Here is an 18,218-nt window from a genome sequence, read left to right on the forward strand (position 1 = left end):
ACCGGTGATTTGAGGAATCCAATCGGTGTGGGGTTCTGAGGCGTTCATGGCAACCAATCCGGCACTTGATCCAAGGACACCGACCTGACTCTTTGATTGAGCTGGATGGACTCCCCACCCATCCCGACCAGCCAGCCTTCCGAGGCTCCGATGTCATCGAGCATGGCTTCCAGTTTCCTGGCATCGTGCGGGTTTCCCGCGCTGTTCGCCTTAATCTCGATGGCGATTCTCCGGGGGCCTCGATCCAGCACCAAATCCACTTCCAGCCCCGTCGCGGTGCGCCAGAAGGAACATTGAGTGAATGGATGCGCCAACAACTCCCGGCGAACAATGTCCTCGATCACGAAACCCTCCCAACTCGCACCACGACCCGCGTGATTGTCCAGATCCGCGGCAGTCGAGATATGCAGCAGATGATGCAGCAGACCCGTATCGCGAATGTAAACCCTTGGAGCCTTGACCAAACGCTTGCGGATGTTGCGGAAAAAAGCCGGCAAGCGGCGGATCAGGAACACGCCTTCCAATAAATTCAGACCGTGCTCCACCGTGTGGTGACTCACGCCGAGCGAGCTTCCCAGCGCCGACATGTTCAGCAGTCCGCCCTGTTGCGTCGCAAGCATCGTCAGCAAGCGGCGCAGAAAAACCGCATCCGGACGGAAACCGTAGGCCGCAAGATCCCGTTGCAGCACCGTGGAGAGGTAGGGTTCCCACCAGTTTCGGAAATTCCCGCGCAATGCTTCCGGAAAACCACCTGCCAGCCAGTGCTCCGCCAGCGGCAAACCGGTTTCCGCCGCCGTCAGCGGATCCAACTCCAACCAACCGATCCTCCCGGCCAACGATTCCGAAACTGCCTGGATCAACGCAGGCTGGGCGGAACCCAAAATGCAAAAATGACATTGCCCGTCGGCGCGCCTCGCATCGATCGCTCCGCGCAACGCCGGGAATAATTCAGGCACCGCCTGCGCTTCATCCAAAATCGTCATCCCTCCGAGCTGCCCCAGCTCATGCGCCGGATCCTCCGCAAACCTCTGTCGCACCAACGGCGACTCCAAATCCTTATACGCCGCTTCGGAAAAGGCCGCCCGAGCCAAGGTGGTCTTCCCCACTTGACGAGCACCCACCACGACCACCGCCGGAAATTCTTTCGACAACTCCACCAAGCGTGGCTCTGACAAGCGCCTCCAAGTCATGCGTGCAATTTGGAGGGGAGTGTTCCAAATTGCAATATCCATTTCACGGATGGCGGATTTCCGCCACTTGGTCCACGCCATCCCCACCGATTGAACTTTTTCGCGCCTCCAACACATGGACGACCGCGCCGCCGCCCGTGAGGAACAAGCCGCCGCGCTCGAACGCATCACGCCGCTGCCAGTGGTTCATCAGCACATATGCGCCGACCGGACAGAACAGCGTCAGGCCGCCCGGTGAGCACAAATGTCTGCATCGACGCGACCGGCGTGTGGCTGTCGATCAGGCTGGGTGCCGCGACGGGATGATTTGAAATTTCACGCTTTCTTCATTGGCATTTCACGGGGAGGGGTTGGAATCAGGAATGCCCCGCGTCCTATTGGTTGAAGATGAACCGGCGATCGCCGACACGCTCGTTTATGCGCTCGAAACGGAATGTTTCGAAGTCGTCCACGCGCTGACCGGCACGGACGCCCTGGCGGCGGCGGGGCGGGAGGCTTTTGATTTCGCGATCCTCGACATCGGGCTGCCGGACATGACCGGGCTCGATGTCTGCCGCCGCCTGCGCGAAACGTCGTCGATCCCGGTGCTGTTTCTAACCGCACGTGACGGCGAGGTGGACCGGATTCTCGGCCTCGAGCTCGGCGGCGACGACTAGGTGACCAAGCCGTTTTCGCCGCGGGAAATCGTGGCACGGGTGCGGGCGATCCTCCGCCGCTCGCAGACTCGGACTCCTTTGCCCCCGGCTTCCGGAAACCCGCAGATCCTGCACCATGACACGTCCGCGATGCGCATCCACTGTCACGGCGAACCTGCTGGCGGAAGTCGTCGCCGTCGATGTCTTCAAAGCCGATGAACTCCGCAACGCTTTCGCCGGAGCGCATCGGCGGGAAATCGAAGCCCGGATTTTCGAACACACCAAGCGGACGGTCGGGATTCACGTCTATCTGACGGATTCGAAGGGCGTGGTGGTTTTCGACTCGGACGGAGGCCGCCGCGAGGGCGAGGACTACGCGACCAAGCGTGACGTGGCGCGGACCTTGGCCGGGAAGTATGGCGCGCGCAGCAGTCGTGACCGTGAAAACGATTCGACAACCTCGGTGCTTTACGTCGCCGCGCCGGTTGGAAATCCCGCCAAGCCCGACGGCGTGCTCACCGTTTACAAAGCCCAGGCGGACGTGCTGCCGTTGGTGCGCGAACGGCAGCGGATCATCTACACCGCCTGCGGGATGATCGGCGGCGGCATTCTGTTTCTCATCGGCGCGGTGTTTCTCTGGCTGTTCCATCCCATCGGGAAAATCACCGAATACGCCCGCGCCATCGAGCGTGGTGAAAGACCGGCCAAGCCGAAGATCGGCATCGGCCGCGAGGTCAACACGCTGGCCCACGCGCTCGACTCGATGCGCGACGTATTGGAAGGCCGCCGCTATGCCGAGCGCTACATCCAGACACTCACCCACGAAATGAAAAGCCCGCTCGCCGCCATCCGCGGCGCGGCGGAACTGCTCGACGAGGAAATACCTGTTGATGTTAGAAAACGCTTCCTCGAAAACATCCGCGCCGAGACGGCCCGTAGCGAGCGCCTGATCAACCGCCTGTTGGAACTCTCCGCCATCGAGGGCCGGACCAGCCTCGAGACCGCCGATGAAGTTGATTTCCACGCCATCGTCGCCCGCGCCATCGACCAAGCGCGGCCGCTGGCGGAAGTCGCCGGCGTCCAGCTCGCCGACCGGGCCGAGGCGTCGCCCGTCCTGCTGCGCGGCGACTCGTTCATCCTCCGCGCGGCGGTGACGAATCTGTTGGAAAACGCCATCGACTTCTCGCCGCGCGGCGGAAACGTCGTTCTATCCGTTCGTGACCACGGCCCCGGCGTCCCGGACTACGCGCGGGAGAAAATCTTCGAGCGCTTCTATTCCCTGCGCCACCTTTCCTCGAGGACCCCATCCACGCAAACGGTCTGAAAAATCACAGATCGCTCTTCCCCGGAGCCAACAGTGCGAGATCCGGGTCGTCGATGGGGATTTTCTGCGGGTGAATTTCGGCATTTGGCTTGAATCCACCCGGGAATTCACTTGCTGGCGCGCTCGTGATTTGTTGGAGAGCCAACGGAAAGGCCGCCGGCCCTTGCGGACCGGCGACCCCTTTGTTTCCGTTTTGCAACGCCGCTTGATTCCGCTTCAAGCCTTTGACCTGGGTTTTGGCATCCACCATCTCCTTGCGGACATCGAGTGGCTTGGTGGATTCCTCCTCGAACTGGGCGAGGGTGAATCCCGCGAACGGCACATCGGGCGCGAATTCCTGCCACGAGGACAGGAATTGGTCGCGCCGTTGAGGCACGGTTTTGTTGGTGAAACATGATCCAGCTCGTCCTCCAGGAAAAGGTGCTGGGCGACCGCGAGACCTACGCGAAATGCATGGCCCATGTCTGGCAGGCTCGTGCATTGAAGGAAAAGAACCCTGAGCATGCCGAGTTGGCCTACGCCGCCGCGTTGGAGGCCCAGCCGTTCAATTTCCCCGTTTGGATCGAGTCGGTGGATTTCCTCAAGGACTCGCGCGAGCCGACTGCCGAATCATGGGAGATCATCGGAAAGGCGGTTTCCACGGCGCTTGCCGCCTATCCGGAAAGCGCTTGGGAGGTACTCTCCCGGATCCAGGAGCCCGCGATGAAGGCGCTGGCTGCGGATCGGCGCGAGGCGTTTTTCCTGAAGCATCACGAGATGATCGCGAAGCAGGACGGGCCGGTGATGTGGGCCTACGACAAGGCGCTGGACGCCCAGGCGAAGGCGCTCGGCGAGGATCCGGTTAGGGCGCTGGGTTTCTTTGAAAAAGTGCTCGGCATACAATCGACCTCGAAGCTGTGGTTTGCGCCGAATGCGGTGGTCAGGCTTGGCAAACTCGGCGATGTCAGCGGCATCGTCATCCTCGGCACCGACTACGGCCAGAACAGCCACCGCCAGATGCCGCTGAAAGTTTCGGTGTCCGAAGATGGCGGCACTTGGACTGAAGTTTTCCGAACCACCGATCCGGTCGGCCCGTGGCGCATCCCGCTTTCCGGCAAGGCGACGCGGGTTCTCTACGTGAAAGCGGAGCGCGATGACGATCGCAACGAGTTCTTCCACCTCGCAGGCATCCGCGTTTACGGGCGCAAGCTGCAATAACCACTCACCCACTCCCGCTGATGATCCGTTATGCTTTTCGTGGCCTGTGCATCGCCGCCCGTTTCGCGCTCTATCAGCGGTGGCCCGAAAAGAAGCCGTCGGTGAAGCCGTTGCTCGAAAGGATGCGCGACATCGATCCGAAGTCGGATCTCGGCCAAGCCGCGGCGAACTACCTGGAGCTGCTGGAGCCCAAGCGAAAACAGGGCGAACCGCAGGCGTGAGGTCCGCCACTCAGAATGTCTGCCACGCCGGCTTGTTGTCGTAAACCCAGCGGTAGTAGTCCGCCCGTTTCAGGTCGCCGGCGGCCGCTTCATCGAGGCACACCTTGACCACCGGATGCATTTGCAGGACGGAGGCCGGGTTGACCGATGTGATCGGGCCCTCGACGGTTTCCGCGATGGCGCGGGCCTTGTTTTCGCCAAAGGCTAACAACAGGTTCGTCCGCGCTTCCATGATGGTGCCGATGCCCATGGTGATGACGTGGTGCGGGACCGCGCTCTCGCTGCCGAAGAAGCGGGCGTTGTCCTCCCGCGTCTGGCGGGTGAGCGTCTTGATGCGGGTGCGCGAGGCCAGCGACGAGGTCGGCTCGTTGAAGCCGATGTGGCCGTCGGTACCGATGCCTAGCACTTGTAAGTCGATGCCGCCGGCTTCGCGGATGCGTGCTTCGTAGTCCGCGCAGGACGCCGGGATGTCCGCGGCGTTGCCATCGGGGATGTGGACGCGGTCCTTGGAAATATTGACGTGCTGGAACAGGTTTTCCCACATGAAGCTGTGGTAGGTCTGCGGATGCTCGCGCGGCAGGCCGATGTATTCGTCCAGGTTGAAGGTGGTGACCTTGCTCCAATCGAGCTTCATGTCGATGAGCGTTCGATAGAGCAGCAGGGGAGTGCTGCCGGTGGCGAGGCCGAGCACCGCGTTGGGCTTGTCCCGCAGCAGCTTGGCAATGATGCGCGCGGCGATGCCGGTGGCGCTTACGGCAGTTTCTCGGATGATGATTTCCATGAGGCATTGCCCAAGCGGGCGGCGAGTTTGTTTCTAACGTCTTCTTGGAATCGCACGATGAGTTCGCAGGTGTAATCCGCGATGTCGATCGTCTCGTCGGCGACGAGCGGCGTGAGGTCCAGGCCGAAGATGAGCTGGGTGGCTTGGTCGGTCGAGTGGGAATCGAAAAACGTGGCGTTGGCGGCGCGGCGGCCGAGGGTGGCGAGGTCGTAGCGCTTGCCGCCGGCGATCTGTGAGTCAAAAACGCCATTGAGGGCGGCGGCCAGGTTGTCGCGGCCACTCACATCCATCAGGACCTTGTCGGAGTCCGGCAGCCAGTCGAGGTTGCGCCAGACTTCGCAGCCGATGACCTGCTTCGGCCGTTGTTCGCTCGGCAGTTCGCGCATCGCCTGCAAGGCGGCGATGGTGACGCCGATGTGGGTGTCGTGTTTGTCCGCGGGATTGTGGGTGTAGACGACTTCGGGTTGGCTCGCGAGGAGGATTTCCTTGAGGTCGTTTTTCAACTCCTGGGCGGACGGGCTTTTCACGCTGCTGCTAGGATAGTCGAGCTGGACCATCGCCGCATAGCCGCCGATCACGGCCGCGGTGTTTTGCTCCTGGCGGCGGATGGTCATCATGTGCCCGTCGGTGAAAGCCGCGTAAGGGCCGGAGCGTGAGCTGCCGGCGCCGTTGGTGCAGGTCACGCCGCCGAACCATTTTTCCGGGCTGGCGAAGCAGGTCAGGATGCCGTGAAACGCCATGAACTCGAGATCGTCCTGATGGGCGCCAATCCCGAGGTGGGTGATGCGACGGAACGCCTCGGCCTCGGGCTGGTGGTCGGGAATGAAAATATCCGCGGTGGAATGGTGCAGTTTCATAAAATCATTTCTTGGTTTTTGGCAGGCTGGCGGCGGCCACGGCCTGGCCCACGCGGCGGGTCTTCTCGTCCGGCACGTGAATCGCGATGTTGGAGGCGACTTCCGGAAATTCCAAGTCCAGAACCTCACGCGCTTTGGTTAGGACGATGTCCCCCCCGGCACCGGTGGTCACGCGGCCGAGGATGAGCATGTGCGCGAAGTCGTAGAAATCGACGTAATGCGGGATCGAGTAGCCGAGATAGACGCCGATGGTTTCATAGATCTTCGCGGCCCGTTCGTCGCCGGCGGCCATCAGTTTCTGGACCTCCACGAGGCGTTCCGGTAGATCCATTTTCGCCGGCAGCTTGATCTTGGCGGCTGGCAGCAGCTTGTTGACGGCTTGCTGCGAGAAATACAAGGCGCCGACGCCGGTATCGCCGGACCATTCATCGGCTGCGGCCTTCGGGTTGTAATCGACAGGAGCAAATGCCAGCTCGTTGAGCCAGCCGAGGATGCGGCCTTTTTTATCCATGAAACCGGCGGCTTCGCTCGATCCCATGGCGACGCCCAACATGCCTGTCTGTTGGAGCGAGAGTGCGCCGGCGAGGGCAGTGACGTCGCCGTCGTTCATCACCACGACCGGCACGTTCCATTCTTTCTGGATGCGCTTGAAGACGGCGGCGGCTTGCGGGAACAGTTTCTTGGGAATCGACCGCAGCAGGGAGGCCACGCGGATTTCGTTGTCCACGATGATGCCCGCGGAACTGCCGCCGATGGCGTCCACGCGCGGCATGCGCGCCGCGGCGCGGTGGAGCGCGGCGGAGATGTTGTGGTAGTGGTATTCCGGGTTGGCCTGGTTCTTCGGGTCCCACGGGGTTTCTTCCGTGAAGATCGCCTCACCATCCACCACGGCGGAGACCTTGTAATCGCTGGCACCAAGGTCGAAGCCGATGCGGCAGCCCTTGAGATGGCCGCCGGCGGCGACCTGCATGTCCTTGGCCGCGGGAACCTTGTTAGCGGTGGTCAGGACGACTTCAAATTTCTTGCCATAGGCAAGTTCCATCATCTGGCAATCGAACTTGCGCGCGCCGCGGGCCGAGTAGGTCTTGCGGATGAATTCGCCGATGACCTTGGGGCCGCCGACGTGGAGTTTCCAACCGCCACGGGCCCACAGCAGGAATTTCACGATGCGCTCGACGTAGAGCAGCGTCTCGGCATCCGCGGTGGGATTGACGACCGTCTCGAAGCGCGAGACCAGCCCGCATTCGCGCTCGAGGCCGAGCACCAGCGGTACGGCCTGCCTGGAAGCGCGGGCGGTTTGCACGTAATGACGGTTGAACAGGACCGCGGGCAGGAAGCCGGGGTCGAGCGGGGCTTTGATGGCAGGTTGGAGTGATGACGACATGGCGATCAGGGGTGGGAGTTAGGCGGGCTTTTTGCCTTCGAAGTATTCCTCGATTTCCTCAAGCGTCTTGCCCTTGGTTTCCGGCAGGAAGAAGGCGGCGGTGATGAAGTAAACCACCGTGCAGGCGGCCCAGAATCCGAACATGGCGAAGTAGCCGTAGTAGCCGACGATGGGCAGGAAGAACGCGGCGATACCGGTGGAAACCCCCTGGTTGATCAACAGCGCGAACCCCATGCCGACCGAACGGATGCGAGTGGGCATCAATTCGGATAGAGCCAGCCAGACACACACGCCGGGTCCAACCGAGAAGAATGTGATGAACACCGCGAGGCAGATGGCGACGAGGATGCCGGTCTGGCGGGTCGGCACGGGACCGGCCTTGGCGCGGAGGATTTCCAGCGGCTTGCCGGCGTTCTCCTTGTCACTATCAGGAAGTGAGATGGCGATGGTCCTGACCTTCGGGTCGTTGCTGATGCCCACGGCGATGCCTTGTTTTTTGCCGTAAGCATAGAGGATGGAAAGCTGCAGGGGCTGTCCGTCATCGACGACCTTGCCGAGATCCGCGGTGGGGATATCCAGCGTGAGCTTGTTGTCCACGATCAGGGTTTTCACTTTTTCCGCGACATCCACGCGCTTGGACTCGAACGAGTAGAACACCGCGGAGCCGAGCAGCAGCGAGACGATGATACCGCCGGTTCCCAGCTTGAGAAGGAACTTGCGGCCCTTCTTGTCCACCAGCATCACGGCGACGACGGTCATCACACAGTTGAGGATTTTGATCCAGAGACCGCTTTGCGAGGCGGCCTCTGCGGCGAGGCCAGCCTGTTGGAGGATGGTGGTCATGAAGCCGAGGATCGAGTTGATGCCGGTGGCTTGGTTGCAGCCCAGGATGACGCAGGCGATGAGGAACGGGACGATGTATTTCCGTTGGGTGAAGATTTCGCCAAACGAATCGGTGAGCGAGATTTTCGGCTTGGCGTGTTCGTGGGCGAGCGCGGTCTCCAGTTCCGCCAGTTCGAAGTCAGTCTCCGCGACAGTGCGGGAACGCAGCATCGCGGCCCGCGCCTGATCCTTGCGACCCTTGCGGTAGAGCCAGCGCGGTGATTCCGATAGAAAGAAACCTCCGATCAGGAACAGGATTCCCGGGTAAATCACCGACAGGAACATGCCGCGCCAGGCGTGGTTGGCGGCGGCGATGACGGCCTCCTGGTTGCCTTGGGCGAGGTCGATGGCGGCCTCCGCGTTTTTGGTATAGTGGTCGCCGATGAAGGCGGCCACCACGATGCCGAAGGTCAACATGAATTGGAAAATCGAGGTGCCCTTGCCGCGCGCGTCGGCCTTCAGGCACTCCGCCAGATAGAGCGGCACCACCACCGCGATGACGCCGCCGCTCATGCCTTGGAGGATGCGGCCGAGCAGCAGGGGAACATAGGTTTGCGAGGTGAAGATGATGGCGACGCTGGCGACGAACATCACCGCGCTGACCAACATCATCAGCTTGCGGCCCAAGAGGTCCGCGAAAAAGCCGGCGATGACCGAGGCGAACATCGAGCCGCCGAACACCGCCGCGACGATGATCGACTTGTTTTCCTCGGTCATGGAAATCGTTTTGCCGAGGTAGCCGAGCGCGGGGTCGATGATCCCGATGTCGATCCCGTAGAGCAGTCCGCCCAGCCCGGCGACGAGGATGAGAAGGCGGTTGTAGCCCGCTTGCGAGCCGCTTTTTGGTGAATCAGTCATACGGGTTTGTGCTGTGGCTTAGGGCTTCCAAAAACGCCTTGAAACTCCCAATCGCGTCTTGCCGTGGCGCTAGCTTGTTGGATCGGAGGGGGTGGAGTCAATCTGAAGTTAGCTCGTGCTAAATTTTCAGGTGGTTTCCTCGTTGGATGGGAAATCGCGGATTCTGGCCGTGTGCAAGGACGAGTCCCGGATGGCGAGCTTGAGTGGCAAAAGTGAGTGCTGGAGTGGAATCGCAGGTTCCGCGAGGCGGTTTTGCAGGAACTGCCAGGCCGTCGTGCACATCTCGGCGACCGGTTGCACGAGGGTGGTCAACGGGCATTCCAGGTATTCCGTGTCCTCGATGCCGTCGCAGCCGACCAAGGCGATGTCGGCGGGCACCCGGATTCCCGCGTCGCAGAGGCCCCGATAGATTCCGAGCGCGGCATCGTCCGAGTGACAGAAGATCGCCTCGGGCCGGCCGTGCTGGCGGATGTATTCCAGGATCAATTGGCGGGCGACCGGGCGTTGCCGTTCGCTGAGCGGATAGTAGATGAACTCCGGCTTCAGGCCGGCCTCGCGCATCGCCTTGGTGTAGCCGATCCTGCGGCTTTCCCCGGCGATGTTTTTGCGCACGAAAGTGGCGTGGGCGATGCGGCGGAATCCGGCCCCGATGAGATGTTGCATCGCTTCCATGGTTCCCGACTCCATATCCACCTGGACGTTGTCGGTTTCCAGCGAACTGTAGGTTCCCAGGCTGACGACCGGGACGGACTTTGCGGCCAATGCCTTGAGTTCGAGCTGCACCGCCTTTGAAGCGTCCACGGCGCAGATGCCGTCAACCGGGACATGGGTCCAGATTTGTTTCATGTCCGCGGCGCCGACTTCCGAGATGATCAGCTCGTGTTTGGACTGTTTCACCAAGCGTCCCAGTTCGCGGGCGACGTGGGTGTAGTGGGTCGAGATTTGGTCCGGGATCCACAGGGCGATGATGCCGGTCCTCTGTCGCTTCAAGGCGCGTGCGTGGGGATTCGGGCGGTAGCCCATTTCCAAAGCCGCCGCCTGGATCCGCTCGCGGGACTCCTTGGCCACCTGCGGATAGCCGGCGAGGGCGAAGGTGACCAGTTGGCGAGAGATTCCGAGTTTTTCGGCAATTTGTGCCTGAGTGACCATGATGTTTGAGCACTCAATCAATGGAATGAGTTGCCGCAAAGCAAGCCCGGGATTGGACCACCGCCGTCAGCGGCCAGAGCCATTTCATCTGAAAGAGGCGTGAGGGGCTGTCCCCACCCAATGGGGCGGGATGACAGGCGCTGCGGTGGTTGGGACGCGCCGGATACATCTATGTGGGATCCGGCGTCCCGGGATCAACCGCAGGGCCGTTGTGTGTGAAGGGAAGGGTTGGTCAGGTCAGCCAATGACGCGCTTGAGGGCGGCGCTGGAAGTCATGGAGCGTTGCCAAGACGGCAGGCTCGGCACCTTGGTGCGGCCTCGCTTGCGCTTCTGGTTGTAAAGCCCGAAGCCAGGTTGCTGGGGATGGGCGCGGGACTGAATTTTACTTCACCGGCGCGGGCGCGACCGAGGGGGCGGGCGAGGCTTTGACCGAAGTCTTTGCCTTGATCGCCTGGATCAGTGATTCGCCGGTGTCTTTTTGGTGCCGGATTGCCAGACCCGCGAAAAACGCCCCTGCCGCGAGAATCAGGAAGATTAGGATCGCGCCAAAACCACTGCCGCCGGATGGGGTGGGTTGGCGGGGCGGCTTGGCGGGCAGTTCCGCCTCGCGCGTGATCGGCGACGGCTCGGGCGGCTTTTCACGGGCAAGTGCCTCGGATTCCTCTTCGCTGAGCGCGAAATCAAAGGAAACGTCGCCGATTTTCACCGTCGAGCCGCTGTGCAGCGGGATCACCTCGTAGCGGACTCCGTCGAGCTTGATGCCGTTCGTCGAGCCGGCGTCATGGAGTTCATAACCGCCCTCGACCCGGCGCATTTCCGCGTGATGCACCGAGACCGAACCGGATTCGATCGCGATGTCGTTGTCGCTGCCGCGCCCCAAGGTGACCATCTGGCGGTCCAGTTGGAAGCGGTAGGGCTGGGCGTTTTTCTCAGGAACGGTGATCGTGATGCGGGGCATGGGTTTTTAAACGAGGGAGTTTTGCCGTTTCTAGCGCGAAACTTTCCGGATTTGAATGAAATTTTTCAAACGCTGGACCGCGCTGGACGCGGGGGGGAGGGGTGGCATCGACAACTTGACCGGATTTAGCGATTGCCGTATGCTCCATGTCCACCCACCCCAAACCAAACCGGTCTTATGAACACCGAGTCCGAAGTGATCCGGGAAGAGCTTCCCGAGGTCGCCCAAATTGTCCGCGACGAGTGCTGGCTGGAAGGCGAGCGCCGGGGAAGTCCCGTTCACCCGCGCGATCCCGCCATCCGGGTGAGGGTGGCCGACATCATTCTCGACGGGGCGGGTGAGGAAATCCGCCGCCGCCACCTGGGCCGCGAAGGGCACTCGTGAGAGGCCAATCTTCGTAAGTAGTCCAGCCCTTTAGGGCGTTTTCATGACGAAGAGAATTTCCCACGGATCAACATGTGAAGCGTTGTCGCGCCGCACTCAAGTCTTCCGTCCGCGCCCCTTCTTCCCGGCCGGGTATTTCACCGGCTTCATCGGCGGGGCGGGGGAGTCGTCCTTCAACGAGGCGATCTGGTCCCGCAGATGGGCCGCGCGCTCGAACTCTAACCGCGAAGACGCCTCGCGCATTTCTTCCTCCAGCTCGGAAATCACCCGCAGCTTGTCGTAAGTTCCGATGTCGTCGGCGACCATCGAGCTGTTGAGCTTGTCGGCGTGTTCCTTGGCGTGTTCGTGGGTGTGGAGGCTGTGTTGCAATGCGCGTTTCACGCTCTGCGGGGTGATGCCGTGCTCCTCGTTATGTGCCTGCTGGCGGCTGCGACGATGCTCCGTGATATCGATGAGCGCCTGGATCGAGTCGGTGATCTTGTCGCAGAACAGCACGCACTCGCCGCCGATGTGACGGGCGGCGCGGCCCGCGGTCTGGATCATGGAGGTCTCGTTGCGGAGGAAGCCTTCCTTGTCCGCGTCGAGGATGCAGACCAGCGAGACTTCCGGCAGATCCAGTCCTTCCCGCAGCAGGTTGATTCCTATCAGGATGTCGAAAGTCGCCGCCCGCAGCTGGCGCAAAATTTCCACCCGCTCGACCGCGTCGATGTCGGAGTGGAGGTAGCGGCACTTCAGCCCGGTGCCTGTCAGATACTCCGCGAGATCCTCGGCGGTTTTCTTGGTGAGCGTCGTCACCAGCACCCGCTCGTGACGCTCGACGCGCTGGCGGCAGAGCTCGATGGTCTCGTCGATCTGGCCTTTGAGCGGGCGCAGGATCAACACCGGATCGAGCAGGCCGGTGGGCCGGATGATCTGCTCCACCACCAGCGGCGTGCCGCGCCGGATCGGGTCGAAATTTTCCACGGGCTCGTCATTTCCGCTCGGCTTGACCTTGATTTTTTTGAAATCAAACAGCGGGATGTTGCCCTCCGCGGTTTTCGATTTCACCGGGATGAAGGTCTTGTTCTCCGGCCGCGAGTTGACGATTTCAAACGGCCCCGGCGTCGCAGAGACATAGACGCGCTGGCCGGTCATCTGCATGAACTCCTCGAAGCGCAGCGGCCTATTATCCAATGCGCTCGGCAGCCGGAAACCATGATCCACCAGCACCGTCTTGCGGCTCTTGTCGCCCTCGTACATCCCGCCGACCTGCGGGATCGTCGCGTGGCTTTCATCGACGAGCAGCAGGAAATCCCGCGGAAAGAAATCCAGCAGCGTGTATGGCCGCGCGCCCGGCTCGCGACCGGTGATGTGACGCGAGTAATTCTCGATGCCCTGGCAGAATCCCATCTCCGCCATCATTTCCAGATCGTAATCCGTGCGCATCCGCAGCCGCTGCGCTTCGATCAATTTCCCCTCCTTCTCGAACTTCGCGATCTGATCCTTCGCCTCCTGCCGGATCGCCACCATCGCCCGCTTCATCTTGTCGCCGGGCGTCACGAACTGCTTCGCGGGGAAAAACGTGTGCGACTCCAGGCGGTCGATCGCATGGCCCGTGAGCGTGTGGATGCTGGTGATCCGCTCGACCTCGTCGTCGAAGAACTCCACCCGGATCGCGGTCTCGTCGAGATACGCCGGGTGCACTTCCACCACGTCGCCGCGGACCCGGAATTTCCCGCGGCCGAAGGCGATGTCGTTGCGCTCGAACATCATGCCCACCAGCGAGCTGAGGAATTCCTCGCGCGTCAGCTTCTGGCCGGTCCACACCGGCACCATCATGTTCTGATAGTCCTCCGGCGAGCCCAGGCCGTAGATGCAGGAAACGGACGCCACCACGATCGTGTCCTGCCGCGTCAGCAGCGAGCCCATCGTGCTCAGGCGCAGCCGCTCGATCTCGTCGTTGATCGCCGAGTCCTTCTCGATGTAGGTGTCGCTGCGCGGGATGTAGGCTTCCGGCTGATAGTAGTCGAAATACGAGACGAAATACTCCACCGCGTTGTGCGGGAAGAAGTTTTTGAACTCCGAGTAAAGCTGCGCCGCGAGCGTCTTGTTGTGGCTCATGATCAGCGTCGGCTTGCCGTGGTTTTTGATCAGGTTCGCCATCGTGAACGTCTTCCCCGAGCCGGTCACGCCGAGCAGGGTCTGGTGCGGGTTCCCCGCCGCCAGCGACTTCGAAAGCTTGGCAATCGCCTGCGCCTGATCTCCCTCGGGCTGGTAATCGCTCTCAAGTCGAAATGGCATCCGCGCGGACTCATAAACCGGATTTCGCGGACCGCGAAATTTATTTCGCCCGTGGAATCAAATTCCCGTCATCGCGCCGGTCCGCCTCCGGAGCGGGTTCCAGTCACGGGAAATTGAGGACGAGGACCGCGTGTGCTTGGCGCAAGGCAGCGGGCTTTCAAGATCACGGCGGACGGCGGCAAGAACCGGAAGAATTTTCATGGGCCGCCGGAGTGCTACTCCGGAACGGCGTGATCACCGCGGCGGCCGCCGTAACGGATCCATTTTTCAAACTCCACAATGGCAACCGCCACCACCGCCACTCCGGCGATGCGCAGCCAGGAACCGGCGTTGATCGGAGCCGTATGAAACAGCGTATTCATGACTGGTGCGTAGGTGAACAGAAACTGAGCGCCCAGCATCGCCAGCGAACCGCCGACCGCCCACCGGTTGGCGAGCCAGCCGATAGCGAAGATCGAGTGATGCAGGGAGCGGCAACTGAAGAGATAGGTGATTTCCACCACCACGATGACATTGATAACGGCCGTCCGCGCGGCGGCTTCCGACTTGCCCTCGGCCTCCAGCTCCCAGAATAACAACCAGAACGCGCCCGCCAGCATCACTACCGATAACAGCACGGTGCGCGTCAACAGGGAACCCGTCAGCAGCGGCCGCTTCGGGTCGCGCGGCGGGCGCGCCATCAGATCACCTTCCTTCGGTTCGAAGACGAGCATCAGGCCCAGCAATACGGCGGTCATCATGTTCACCCACAATAAATGGACCGGCAGCGCGGGCATCACCGTGCCGAACAGAATCGCGGTTAGCAGGATCATCGCCTCACCCACGTTGGTCGGCAGCGTCCAGACGATAAATTTTGTCAGGTTGTCAAAAACGCCTCTCCCTTCCTCCACCGCCGCCTCGATGGAGGCGAAATTATCATCCGTGAGAATCATCGCGGCGGCGGACTTCGCCACGTCCGTGCCAGCGATGCCCATGGCCACGCCGATGTCCGCCTGCTTGAGCGCGGGTGCGTCGTTCACGCCGTCACCGGTCATCGCCACAACATGGCCACAAGCCTGGAGCGCCTTCACCAGGCGGAGCTTCTGTTCCGGCGCGACGCGGGCGAAGACTGCGGTGCGGTCGGCGGTTTCCGGCAGATCCGCGTCGGGAATCTTCTCAAGCTCGTGGCCTGATAGTGCGACGAGCTTTCCGTCCTTCTCGCCGCCCTTCAGCCCGATCTGCGAGGCGATGGCGCGGGCGGTGACCAGATGGTCGCCGGTGATCATCTTCACGGCGATCCCCGCCCGCTGGCACCGATCCACGGCGGACACGGCCTCGGGACGCGGCGGATCCATCATCCCCTGAATTCCCAGAAACGTGAGCTGTTCCGCGACATGGGCGTGCTCGAGCCTGTCATGGTCCGCCTCCATCCGGCGGCGCGCGAAGCCGAGCACCCGCAGTCCCCGCGCCGCCATCGCTTCGGCGGAATTGAGCGCAGCGTCCTTGTCGAGTTCAATGATCGCACCATCGTCGTCAAGCGCGTCGGCACATCGTTCTAGCAGGCGTTCGAGCGCGCCGACCTTGTAAATGACCCTTCCCGGACGCGAGTCGTGCAGCGTGGCGCGGAACATGTGTGCGGACTCGAAAGGGATGCTGTCCAGCACGGGCGACGCGCGCTGTGCGTCCGCATGTACCAGCCCGCCTTTTCCGGCCGCCACGAGCAGGGCGGCCTCGGTCGGATCACCTTGCACCGTGCGGTGGCCGTCCTCGTGAAGGATCACCGAGTCATTGCAGAGCACCCCGGCGAGCAGGCACTCCGCGAGCGCGGGATGTTCCGACACAGTCACCGCGCCGCCGCCGAGGCGGAGCTCACCGGCAGGATCATAGCCCGTGCCGGTGACCTCATAGACTTTTCCGCCCGCGAGGATTTCGCGCACGGTCATCTGATTTTTCGTTAGCGTTCCGGTTTTGTCCGAGCAGATCACGGTCGTGCTGCCAAGCGTCTCCACGGCGGGCAGCTTGCGGATGATCGCCTGGCGCTTCGCCATCCGTGAGACACCAATGGCGAGCACGATGGTGACGGCGGCGGGCAGTCCTTCGGGGATTGCTCCAACCGCCAGCGCCACCGCCGCCATGAACATTTCCTCGGGTGGGTTCCCTCGCGCGATGCCAAGCGCGAAGGTGACCGCCGCCAGCGCCAGAATCACCCGTAACAGCAGGTTGCTAAAACGCGTGATCTTCAGGGTCAGCGGTGTGGACATGTCCACCGCGCTGGAAATGAGCCGGGCGATACGTCCGGTCTCGGTCTGGTCGCCGATGCCCCAGACGAGACACTCCGCCTGCCCGGCAGTGACCAGCGTGCCGGCGTAGGCGAGGTTTTTCCGTTCTGCCAGAATCGTGTCCGGCGCGAGTGGATCCGGATGTTTGGCCACCGGCAGCGACTCGCCGGTGAGCGCGGATTCGTCCACATGCAAATTCCGCACCTGGAAGAGCCGCAAGTCGGCGGGCACGCGGTCACCGGCTTGGAGCAGCACGACATCGCCCGGCACCAGATCCTCGGAGGGAATCCTCAGCTTGCGTCCGTCGCGCCGCACGGTCGCCTCCGTGGTCACCATCCGGCTGAGCGCCTCGATGGATTTCTCCGCCTTGGACTCTTGGAGAAATCCGACCACCGCGTTGATCAGCACCACGCCGAAAATCACCGCAGAATCCACCCACTCGCCGAGCAGCGCGGTGACTCCCACGGCAAGCAGGAGGATGTAAACGAGCGGTTGGTTGAACTGTTGGAGAAACTTCATCCACCCCGGTGTGCCGCGATGCGGCGTGACGCAGTTCGGGCCGAATTCACGCTGTCGGCGGGCGACCTCCCCTGCGGATAGACCGACGGAGGGATTCACATTCAGGAACCCCACCGTCTCTTCCAGCGGCAGGTGGTGCCAGGCCCGATCCTCGGTCGTTTTCATGAATGGGAATTTCAAGTTTCATTCGCCGACCGGACGAGCAGCAGCGGTCGGGTGCCGTGAGCCAGCACTTTCTGCGCGACAGAACCCATCAGCGCCTTCGATAATCCTGATAGTCCGTGGGTGGCGCAACAGAGCGCATCCGCGGCGAAGCGCTCGGCCGCTTGGCAGATGCCCGTGGCGACGTCCTCGTGCTCGGCCACCTCCACTTCGGTGGTGATGCCCATGGCGGCGGCCTCGGGCGGGATCAAAGCGCGCAGTTTGTTAGCGCAGGATTGGAGGTGTTTGGCGTGGGATGCCTTGAAGCTCGCGTTGGCGGGCCCTCGGAGAAACGCGCCGCCGGGTATTTCATGCGGGTGGGCCACATATACCAAGTGCAGCGTGCCACCGCCACGCAGCAGCGAGTAGGCGTGTGGGATCGCGTGATTGGCGAGGACGGAAAAGTCTGTGGCCACCATCACCCGCCGCAACGGCGGCGCGATGCCGACAGCTCTTGGTCCCTTGGTAGTCATGGGCACCACGGCCACGCTCATGGCCGCGTCGCGCAGAATTCCGCTGGACACGGAAAGGTTCCAGAACCGCTCGAAGCCGCGGTATTGGTGGGAGCCGACCACGATGAGGTCCGCGCCCTGTTGCTTGGCCATGGCCGCCAGCGGCGCGTTGGGCTGGCCCCAGTTCGCATCGACGCGGATGCGGAAGTTCTCCGTTCCTAGTAACTCGGTCGCCCGGGCCTTGAGATCGCGCTCCAACACGGTTTGGACTTCTGGCAGATTTCCCACCAGAGGGACGGGACCGTTACCTCCGAGGCGCGCCCTTTCCTCCAGCGGGAAATCCACATATCCGACCACCACCTCACAGGGGCCGATGTCGAGCAGCGCCTTCACCCAGCGCAGGGCGGCTTCCGCCGTGGCGGTGAAGTTGAATGCGACGAAGACCTTCAGCGGTCGCTTGCCACGCGCCCATTCGCGGAAGGGCATGGCATTCCGCACCACAAGCGTGGGCACGGGCGCCCGCTCCGCCGTCCGCTCGGAGACGCTGCCTAGCAGCCAGCGGCCGGGTCCGCGCCTGCCAAGCGAGGAGACGACCACCATCCGGCAGGATTTGGGCTTCGCCCGCTTGACGAGCTCCTCGTCGGGGATCCCCCCCAGGATGGATGCGTGGACCACGGCGCCTTTTCCA

The 18,218-nt window shown here is 62.3% G+C and carries 17 protein-coding genes; 5 read left to right on the top strand and 12 right to left on the bottom strand.

Going from position 1 to position 18,218, the window contains the following annotated elements:
- Positions 1 to 44: 44 nt before the first annotated feature.
- Both AC4DF4_RS07385 and AC4DF4_RS07390 read right to left on the bottom strand, forming a co-directional pair.
- On the bottom strand, positions 45 to 1,271 hold the full coding sequence (locus tag AC4DF4_RS07385; RefSeq protein WP_490047473.1) for an ATP-binding protein: 1,227 nt from the start codon (positions 1,269 to 1,271) through the stop codon (positions 45 to 47).
- The gene (locus AC4DF4_RS07390) at positions 1,234 to 1,380 is read right to left on the bottom strand and encodes a hypothetical protein (protein ID WP_490047474.1); all 147 of its coding nucleotides are present in this window, start codon (positions 1,378 to 1,380) and stop codon (positions 1,234 to 1,236) included. Before AC4DF4_RS07390 ends, AC4DF4_RS07385 begins: the two co-directional genes overlap by 38 nt.
- A gap of 172 nt (positions 1,381 to 1,552) precedes the next feature.
- On the opposite strand from AC4DF4_RS07390, the gene AC4DF4_RS07395 reads away from it, so the two are divergent.
- Complete coding sequence (locus AC4DF4_RS07395) at positions 1,553 to 1,846, top strand: response regulator (protein ID WP_490047475.1); 294 nt, start codon at positions 1,553 to 1,555, stop codon at positions 1,844 to 1,846.
- A gap of 115 nt (positions 1,847 to 1,961) precedes the next feature.
- The gene (creC, locus tag AC4DF4_RS07400) at positions 1,962 to 3,149 is read left to right on the top strand and encodes a two-component system sensor histidine kinase CreC (protein ID WP_490047476.1); all 1,188 of its coding nucleotides are present in this window, start codon (positions 1,962 to 1,964) and stop codon (positions 3,147 to 3,149) included.
- Positions 3,150 to 3,153: 4 nt separating this feature from the next.
- Here the strand turns inward: creC and AC4DF4_RS07405 are convergent, their stop codons facing one another.
- The gene (locus AC4DF4_RS07405; protein ID WP_490047477.1) at positions 3,154 to 3,525 is read right to left on the bottom strand and encodes a hypothetical protein; all 372 of its coding nucleotides are present in this window, start codon (positions 3,523 to 3,525) and stop codon (positions 3,154 to 3,156) included.
- A gap of 17 nt (positions 3,526 to 3,542) precedes the next feature.
- On the opposite strand from AC4DF4_RS07405, the gene AC4DF4_RS07410 reads away from it, so the two are divergent.
- Both AC4DF4_RS07410 and AC4DF4_RS07415 read left to right on the top strand, forming a co-directional pair.
- Positions 3,543 to 4,346: a hypothetical protein gene (locus AC4DF4_RS07410; RefSeq protein ID WP_490047478.1), complete on the top strand. Its 804-nt coding sequence runs from the start codon at positions 3,543 to 3,545 to the stop codon at positions 4,344 to 4,346.
- Between the two features lie 20 nt (positions 4,347 to 4,366).
- Positions 4,367 to 4,567 (top strand): hypothetical protein, encoded by a 201-nt coding sequence (locus AC4DF4_RS07415; RefSeq protein ID WP_490047479.1) that lies wholly within the window; start codon positions 4,367 to 4,369, stop codon positions 4,565 to 4,567.
- A gap of 10 nt (positions 4,568 to 4,577) precedes the next feature.
- Here AC4DF4_RS07415 and nagB read toward each other — a convergent pair whose 3' ends face one another.
- From nagB to AC4DF4_RS07445, 6 genes are all read right to left on the bottom strand, one after another.
- Positions 4,578 to 5,348: a glucosamine-6-phosphate deaminase gene (nagB, locus tag AC4DF4_RS07420; RefSeq protein WP_490047480.1), complete on the bottom strand. Its 771-nt coding sequence runs from the start codon at positions 5,346 to 5,348 to the stop codon at positions 4,578 to 4,580.
- Positions 5,318 to 6,205: a PIG-L deacetylase family protein gene (locus tag AC4DF4_RS07425; protein ID WP_490047481.1), complete on the bottom strand. Its 888-nt coding sequence runs from the start codon at positions 6,203 to 6,205 to the stop codon at positions 5,318 to 5,320. The genes nagB and AC4DF4_RS07425 overlap by 31 nt, the downstream gene beginning before the upstream one ends.
- Before the next feature lie 4 nt (positions 6,206 to 6,209).
- On the bottom strand, positions 6,210 to 7,589 hold the full coding sequence (locus AC4DF4_RS07430; protein WP_490047482.1) for an ROK family protein: 1,380 nt from the start codon (positions 7,587 to 7,589) through the stop codon (positions 6,210 to 6,212).
- Positions 7,590 to 7,607: 18 nt separating this feature from the next.
- Positions 7,608 to 9,329 (bottom strand): MFS transporter, encoded by a 1,722-nt coding sequence (locus AC4DF4_RS07435; protein ID WP_490047483.1) that lies wholly within the window; start codon positions 9,327 to 9,329, stop codon positions 7,608 to 7,610.
- A gap of 126 nt (positions 9,330 to 9,455) precedes the next feature.
- Positions 9,456 to 10,478, bottom strand: coding sequence for a LacI family DNA-binding transcriptional regulator (locus tag AC4DF4_RS07440; RefSeq protein ID WP_490047484.1), 1,023 nt, complete (start codon positions 10,476 to 10,478; stop codon positions 9,456 to 9,458).
- Between the two features lie 382 nt (positions 10,479 to 10,860).
- Positions 10,861 to 11,436, bottom strand: a complete 576-nt coding sequence (locus AC4DF4_RS07445; protein WP_490047485.1) for an FHA domain-containing protein — start codon at positions 11,434 to 11,436, stop codon at positions 10,861 to 10,863.
- 177 nt (positions 11,437 to 11,613) lie between these two features.
- Here AC4DF4_RS07445 and AC4DF4_RS07450 point away from each other — a divergent pair, with 177 nt between their 5' ends.
- On the top strand, positions 11,614 to 11,820 hold the full coding sequence (locus AC4DF4_RS07450; RefSeq protein ID WP_490047486.1) for a hypothetical protein: 207 nt from the start codon (positions 11,614 to 11,616) through the stop codon (positions 11,818 to 11,820).
- 96 nt (positions 11,821 to 11,916) lie between these two features.
- Here AC4DF4_RS07450 and AC4DF4_RS07455 read toward each other — a convergent pair whose 3' ends face one another.
- From AC4DF4_RS07455 to AC4DF4_RS07465, 3 genes are all read right to left on the bottom strand, one after another.
- Positions 11,917 to 14,100, bottom strand: a complete 2,184-nt coding sequence (locus AC4DF4_RS07455; RefSeq protein WP_490047487.1) for an excinuclease ABC subunit UvrB — start codon at positions 14,098 to 14,100, stop codon at positions 11,917 to 11,919.
- Positions 14,101 to 14,315: 215 nt separating this feature from the next.
- Positions 14,316 to 17,042 (bottom strand): cation-translocating P-type ATPase, encoded by a 2,727-nt coding sequence (locus AC4DF4_RS07460; protein WP_490047488.1) that lies wholly within the window; start codon positions 17,040 to 17,042, stop codon positions 14,316 to 14,318.
- A gap of 11 nt (positions 17,043 to 17,053) precedes the next feature.
- Positions 17,054 to 18,218, bottom strand: a 1,165-nt coding sequence (locus AC4DF4_RS07465) for a universal stress protein (protein ID WP_490047489.1), incomplete at its 5' end; no start/stop codon positions are given.

It is taken from the genome of Luteolibacter sp. (assembly GCF_058122085.1).